At 55.5% G+C, this 6,917-nt stretch carries 5 protein-coding genes and 1 pseudogene; all 6 read right to left on the bottom strand.

The window, feature by feature from the left end; genetic code table 11:
• Positions 1 to 210: pseudogene (locus tag INT22_RS21125) on the bottom strand (urea ABC transporter permease subunit UrtC); the annotation flags it as partial.
• Positions 211 to 234: 24 nt separating this feature from the next.
• Positions 235 to 1,848 carry an urea ABC transporter permease subunit UrtB gene (urtB, locus tag INT22_RS14570; RefSeq protein WP_146942377.1) on the bottom strand — a complete coding sequence of 538 codons (1,614 nt, stop codon included), beginning with the start codon at positions 1,846 to 1,848 and terminating at the stop codon, positions 235 to 237.
• 241 nt (positions 1,849 to 2,089) lie between these two features.
• Positions 2,090 to 3,442: an urea ABC transporter substrate-binding protein gene (gene urtA / locus INT22_RS14575; RefSeq protein ID WP_038479358.1), complete on the bottom strand. Its 1,353-nt coding sequence runs from the start codon at positions 3,440 to 3,442 to the stop codon at positions 2,090 to 2,092.
• A 386-nt stretch (positions 3,443 to 3,828) separates the two neighbouring features.
• Positions 3,829 to 5,328: a tripartite tricarboxylate transporter permease gene (locus tag INT22_RS14580; RefSeq protein ID WP_146942373.1), complete on the bottom strand. Its 1,500-nt coding sequence runs from the start codon at positions 5,326 to 5,328 to the stop codon at positions 3,829 to 3,831.
• Between the two features lie 49 nt (positions 5,329 to 5,377).
• The gene (locus INT22_RS14585; RefSeq protein WP_038479364.1) at positions 5,378 to 5,860 is read right to left on the bottom strand and encodes a tripartite tricarboxylate transporter TctB family protein; all 483 of its coding nucleotides are present in this window, start codon (positions 5,858 to 5,860) and stop codon (positions 5,378 to 5,380) included.
• A 106-nt stretch (positions 5,861 to 5,966) separates the two neighbouring features.
• On the bottom strand, positions 5,967 to 6,917 hold a 951-nt coding region (locus tag INT22_RS14590), incomplete at its 5' end, for a Bug family tripartite tricarboxylate transporter substrate binding protein (RefSeq protein ID WP_193068475.1).

Raw genomic sequence — 6,917 nt, forward strand, 5'->3', positions numbered from 1 at the left:
CACCGCCACTGCCAGCAGCGCGTAGCTTAAGTACTTACCGAACAGATTCACGGTATAAGCATTAACGTGCAGCGGGTGGCCTTGGGGCAGCGCTAAATGGAGCACCGTAACCAGCAACAGGGCGGCAAACAGCACGCCAAGAAAAATCTGCGTGGCCCGTTCGCTAAACGGGCGGGTTAGCCAAAACTGGCGTGAAGATGATTGCGTCATTAATGAGATCGTTGATGACATCGCTTAGCCCTCCGCAGCCCGGCCCTTCTGCGGGAAGAGTCCACGCGGGCGTTTTTGAATAAACAGAATGATGAACACCAGGACAATAATCTTGGCCAGCACGGCGCCCGCCCAGGGTTCCAACACCTGGTTGATAATGCCCAGGGAAAGCCCAGCCACCAGAGTGCCCCATAGATTTCCCACGCCGCCGAAAACGACGACCATAAAGGAATCAATAATGTAGTTCTGGCCCAGATTGGGGCCAACGTTGGTCAGCTGTGATAACGCAACGCCTGCCAAACCAGCGACGCCAGACCCTAATGCGAAGGTCATAATATCGACCCGCGTGGCACGGATACCCATGGAGCGTGCCATGGCGCGGTTTTGGGTCACTGCACGCACTTCAAGCCCTAGTCGCGTGCGGCGCATAATCAGCATCAGCGCGGCAAACACCACCAGTGCAAAACCGAGTACAAACATACGATTAAGAGTCAGCGACAGCGCATCGTTAATCACTAATGAACCGCTCATCCATTCGGGCGTTATGACCGTACGGTTTAGCGGTGAAATCACCGTTCTCACCAGCTGCTGTAAAATCAGGCTGATACCGAACGTCGCCAGCAACGTTTCCAGCGGACGCCCCTTCAGGAACTGAATAACGCCCCGCTCAATGGCAATGCCCACCAGCGCGGCCACCATAAAGCCCGCAGGGATCGACAGAATTAGCGCCAATCCTGGCTGGCCGGGCAACAGCTGCTGCATCATCCAGGTGGTATAAGCGCCGAGCATGATTAGCTCACCATGAGCCATATTGATAACGCCCATCACGCCAAAGGTAATGGCCAGGCCAATCGCCGCCAACACCAGTACCGAGCCAAGCGAAAGCCCGAAGTAGAGTGTTTCCAGGCCACGGTTAATTTTGAGATTCTGCTCGATGCTGCTCAGCGCTTCATTGGCGGCATCGGCAATCATGGGGTCATCGCTATTCGCCGCGCGACTAAGCGCTACTCGAACACGTGGATGCAAACTGCCTCGCAGCGTTTCAACGCCTTCAAGCTCGCCGCTTTCAACTTGGTAAATCGCCAGCGCCTGGGTCAGCCTGCGCACTACCTCAGCGTCTTCTTCGTCAGCAATCAGTTGACTGAGCGGTTCGGCCAGCTCCTCATCGACCTCGCCCAGTAAGCGGCTGGCGGAAGTACGCCGGCGCTCAACGTTTGGCGAATACAAGTCCACTACGGCAATAGCGCTGCGTAGCTGATTGCGTAGATTGTTATTAATGCCTATACGATCCAGGTCGCGGCGGGACATCTCCCCCAGCGGTTCATTGGTCAGCGCATCTGCAACTGGCCAATCGCGACCTTGATTGTCGAGCACCACCACAAAACGACCGTCGTCAGTGCGCTGCAAGCGACCGTCCAACAAGGACTGCAGCCAATCACGCGCGCGCTCATCATCGCTTTGCAAAATAGCGTTGATCGCTTCGCCTTTGGCGGAATAGGAACGCACGTCCAGCGCGTTTAGTAGCTCAAGCGCCGCTGCGTCATCAGCCTCAACGGTGGCGCTTGTTTGTGCCTGGGCGGTGACTGTGACGCTTAACAACAGCAGACACAGCAACCCTAAGGAAAAGAAACGCCTCATGGGGTTCTTCCTTTGGTTAACAAAAAGGGGGGAACTGAAGATAACGGTGCCAAGAACAAGTTTCCGCGAGGGCGCTGTGAACCCATCCATGGGCGCTACTTTCGCCATCTGACCGCCATGGATGGCGGAAATGCCGGAATAGCCAGGAGCATTTTCCGGCCATGGCGAAAGCCCCTCGCTTCAACCTGTCCTTACACCACAGCGTTAACAGCGGTCATTTCCCTGCTATATATCGCTTTACTTACTCAGCGAGAGCCGCTTCGGCTTCTTCTGCTGCGGTGCTGCCACCACACGAGCCGTTCACCACGTTGAAGTTGCCGCACTCCATGGGCTTGCGCCAATCGGCAATCAAATCACGTGAGCCAGGCAGGTAGTCAGACCAGGCATCGCCCGCTACGGTAGAAGGCGTTTGCCAGACAATATCGAACTGGCCATTGTCTTGAACTTCACCAATCAGTACCGGTTTAGTGATGTGATGGTTGGGCATCATCGCCGCATAGCCACCGGAAAGGTTAGGCACGGCAACACCGATAATCGCGTCTTTCACCGCATCCACGTCGGTAGTGCCTGCTTTACGCACCGCTTCGGCCCACATGTTGAAGCCAATGTAGTGCGCTTCCATGGGGTCGTTAGTGACGGCCTCTTCGTCGCCGGTGTAGTCGATCCAGGCGTCGATAAAGTCGTAGTTGTCATCAGTATCGACGCTCATAAAGTAGTTCCAGGCCGCCAAGTGGCCGACTAGCGGCCCCGTATCGATGCCGGTGAGCTCTTGCTCGCCCACAGAGAAGGCGATGACCGGAATATCGGCAGCATCGATGCCTTGGTTAGAAAGTTCGGTGTAAAACGGCACATTGGCATCGCCGTTAATCGTCGAGATAACCGCCGTGGGTTTACCCTCTTCACCAAAGCGGCGTATTTCTGACACGATATTCTGCCAGTCTGAATGGCCGAACGGCGTGTAGTTGATCATGATGTCCTCATCAGCGATGCCATGCTCATCTTTGAGGAACGCTTCGAGAATACGGTTGGTGGTGCGCGGATAGACGTAGTCGGTGCCGACCAGCGCAAAGCGTTCGATGCCGACTTCGTTAATCAGATACTCAACCGCAGGAATCGCCTGCTGATTGGGGGCGGCACCGGTATAAAAGACGTTTTCCGAGGACTCCTCACCTTCATACTGCACCGGGTAGAACAACAGGCCGTTAAGCTCTTCCACTACCGGTAGTACTGCCTTACGGGAAACGGAGGTCCAGTTGCCGAAGATCACGTCGACCTCTTCTTGCGCCAATAGCTCTCTTGCACGCTCAGCAAATAGCGGCCAGTTAGAGGCAGGGTCGACAACCACTGCTTCAAGCTGGCGACCCAGCAAGCCACCCGCGTCGTTTTGCTGTTCAATAAGCATCTCAACGGTATCTTTAAGCACCGTCTCACTGATCGCCATGGTGCCGGAGAGTGAGTGAAGGATACCGACCTTGATTGGATCATCATCCTGGGCAATGGCCTGTGTACTGGCCCCCATAACGGCGGCGGCCATTAAGGCAGTAGCGAAACGGCCAACGGTACGAGGGTGTGTCTTGCGCTGCAATGTGGTCACTTGAACCTCCTTGCGCCCCTTATGACGGGGCTCGTTATTTGAGCTTCGCGGCCAAGGACTCCCGTTATGTAACGCGGGAACAATTATTACGGGGCTTGGTGCATCCACTAGCTCCTAGCTTTTGCAAGGTTTGCGCCACACGACAAAAAGAAACACTAAAAATATTAAAATCAAAAAGTTAGTTATAGAAAAAGTAGTCCCGTTTTCACCGACCGCACTACCGTGGCGCGCCAACATCCAAAAAATGCACGCTGTTTATGCACCACAACGACACCTCGCACCAATAGTGCGCTTTGCGTTGCATACGGCGATTAATCCCGCCCCATTGCTTGCATAAAAAAAGCGCCCTAGGAAACCCTAGGACGCTTTACACGCCTGCCGGTGCTCTATTCAGCAGTGTTCAAACGCTTAGTGCGGCGCTTTTTCAGCAGCGGTAAACCAAGCGATAGCACAGCGATGACCAGTAACGACAGTGAAATCGGCTTGTCGATAAAGGTCGTCCAATCCCCACCGGAGATCTGCAGCGCGCGACGCATGGACTCTTCCATGATGTTGCCAAGAATGAGCGCCAGAATCAGCGGCGCGGCAGGGAAGCCGAACAAGCGCATTCCCAAACCAACCAAGCCAAAACCAAGCAGCAGTAATAAGTCGAACACGCTGAAGCTCATACCGTACACACCGATCATGCAGAAGATCAAAATCAGTGACAGCAACAATGGCTTGGGCAGATCGAGAATCTTGGCGATCAGCGGAATCAGCGGCAGGTTAAGCACCAGTAGGAAGATATTGCCGATATACATACTGGCGACCACGCCCCAGAACACATCAGGACGCTGTTCAAGCATCATCGGGCCAGGATTAACGCCCATCACCAACAGTGCGCCAAGCAGTACGGCGGTGGTGCCAGACCCCGGCACCCCCAAGGTTAACAGCGGTACAAACGAACCGGTGCACGCCGCATTATTTGCCGCTTCTGGCGCAGCAACGCCTTTGATGTTGCCTTTACCAAAGGTATCGCCGTCTTTGGCAATGCGTTTTTCCATGCTATAGCCAAGAAACGAGCCGATGGTCGCGCCGGCGCCCGGCAGTACACCGGTAAAGAAGCCCAATACTGAACTGCGGCTAACAGGGCCTGCTATCTGCTTGACTTCACTGCGGGACAATTTCAACGACCCGATCGCGTTACGTGGCGCTTCTTTACCACCACCTCCGCGCAGCAACATGTAGAACACTTCGGCTAACGCGAAGATACCCAGCGCGACGACCAGAAAGTCGATACCGTCGAGCAGGTGAATAGAGCCAAAGGTAAAGCGCTCGGTGCCGGTTTGCATATCAATCCCGACAATCGAGATCATCACCCCGATAACAGCGGCAATTAAGCCTTTAACCAGCGACTTATCGGATAGCGACACAACCGCGGTTAAGCCCAGCACCATCAACGCGAAGTATTCAGCAGGGCCAAAACTTACCGCGACTTTGGAGAGCAGCGGCGCAATTAACATCAAGAAAACAACGGAGATGGTACCGCCAACAAAGGAGGAGTAAGCGGCAATCGCCAGCGCCTTACCTGCCAACCCTTGCTTGGCCATCGGATAGCCGTCAAAAGAGGTCGCAACCGTTCCCGCCACACCGGGGGCGTTCAGCAAAATAGACGAGGTGGAGCCGCCAAAAATAGCGCCGTAATACACCCCGGCCATCAAGATCAGCCCTGAAGAGGGCTCCATAGCGAAGGTAATCGGGATCATCAGCGCCAACGCGCTGATCGGCCCAAGGCCGGGCAACATGCCGATAATGGTGCCAGCAAAGACACCGGCAAAGACGTAAGCGATATTGATAGGCTCAAGCGCGATGCCAAAGCCGTACATTAGATTGTTAAAGGCATCCATGGGAGTGTCTCTCTTTTAAACCCGCTAACAGTGGGCAAGCGCGGCCTGGTTAAAACGGCAGCACGCCAGTGGGTAGGTAAACATCCATTACCCGCGTCATGGTCAAATACAGCGCTAACACCACCCCAAGCGATGTTGCCAGATTGACCCCATGGCGGCGGTAGCCGTAGTAAGCGGTTAGGCCAACACACAGCAGCGTTGAAGCCAGCACAAAGCCTAACGGCACAAGCAGGAACGCGTAGGCCGCAATGGCGATGGCGGTGACGATCACCCGCGCCCAAGGCGTTAGCAGTAGCGGCCCCTGGGTTTCGGCTTGATCAATCTGATCGGCACCCGCAATAGGGCCCGGACGCTCAAAAAACAAGCACGCCGACAGCAATAGCAGAGAAACACCTAACACTTTTGGAAATAGGTCAGAATCCACTGGGCGGGGCAGCGGAAAGTTGGGGATTTGCCAGGCCATTGCCAGATAGGCAGCCGCCACTAACGCCAACACAAGCGCTAGCCATTGGTTGGTATTGAATCGAGTCATGGGAAAGCTCTCCGAAGACGTCATTGCTGAACAGCAAGACCCTTGCGGTATCAGACGGAAGATCCCGGTGGCACGCTGCCACCGGGGGAGCCTTTGGGACGAGCGCTTACTGGCGCATCAGCCCCAGGTCGGTCAACACGCTGCTAAACTGCTCTTGTTGCTCATCCAGGAAGGTAGCGAAGGCGTCGCTATCCTGGTAGGCATCAATCCAGCCCAGCTGGTCGCTTGCTTCGCGCCATGCATCCGTTTCGAGCATTTCGGCGAAGAGCGTCTCGTAATATTCAACCGCCTCTTCAGGCATTTCCGGCGCGCCCATTACGCCACGCCAAATATCGAAGGTGTAGTCGTAGCCCTGCTCTTGGTAAGTGGGTACATCGGCCAGTCCACCGCCCAGGCGCTCTGCGGAAGACACGCCCAGCGCGCGTAGCTGGCTACCTTCACCCAGCTGACCTACCGCTTCACCGGCACCGCCAATAACTGCCTCGATATGGCCACCCATCAGGTTAGTCATGGCATCGCCACCACCTGAGAAGGGAATGTAGTTGACCGAGGAGGCTTCCATACCCGCCGCGGAAGCAAGACCGGCAACCGAGATGTGGTCCATCGAGCCCGGCGCACTACCGCCACCCACGCTTAAGCTAGGGTTCTCTTTGAGCGCTGCGAAAAGATCATCCAGGTTTTGATACTCGGAGTCTGCCGCCACCAAAATAATCGAATAGTCGGTATTGATGCGCGCAATCGGGGTGAAATCAGTGTGGTCGTAACGCGATGCGCCTGCCAGGGGAACTAAAATCATCGGCGGGCTGGTAGCGAAAAGTTTATGCGGATTGCCGCTATCACGGGCTACCTGAGCCCAGGCAACTGCACCGCCGCCGCCAGGTACGTTAATGGCTGCGAAGCTTTCGTCGGCCAGCTCTTCTTGCTGAATAACGCGGAACATGGTGCGCACTAGCGTGTCCCAGCCGCCACCGGGGTTGGCCGGTGCAACAAACTCAATCGAACGGCTCGGTGTCCACTCTTGGGCGCTGGCGGACGTTGTCATGGCAAAGGCTGCCAT

It is taken from the genome of Halomonas sp. 3D7M (assembly GCF_014897885.1).
GTDB lineage: Bacteria > Pseudomonadota > Gammaproteobacteria > Pseudomonadales > Halomonadaceae > Vreelandella.

Bases quoted from the DNA above. Each gene is read 5' to 3' on its own strand.
- INT22_RS14580 (WP_146942373.1), bottom strand. From the start codon at position 5,328: ATGGATGCCTTTAACAATCTAATGTACGGCTTTGGCATCGCGCTTGAG.
- INT22_RS14585 (WP_038479364.1), bottom strand. From the start codon at position 5,860: ATGACTCGATTCAATACCAACCAATGGCTAGCGCTTGTGTTGGCGTTA.
- urtB (WP_146942377.1), bottom strand. From the start codon at position 1,848: ATGAGGCGTTTCTTTTCCTTAGGGTTGCTGTGTCTGCTGTTGTTAAGC.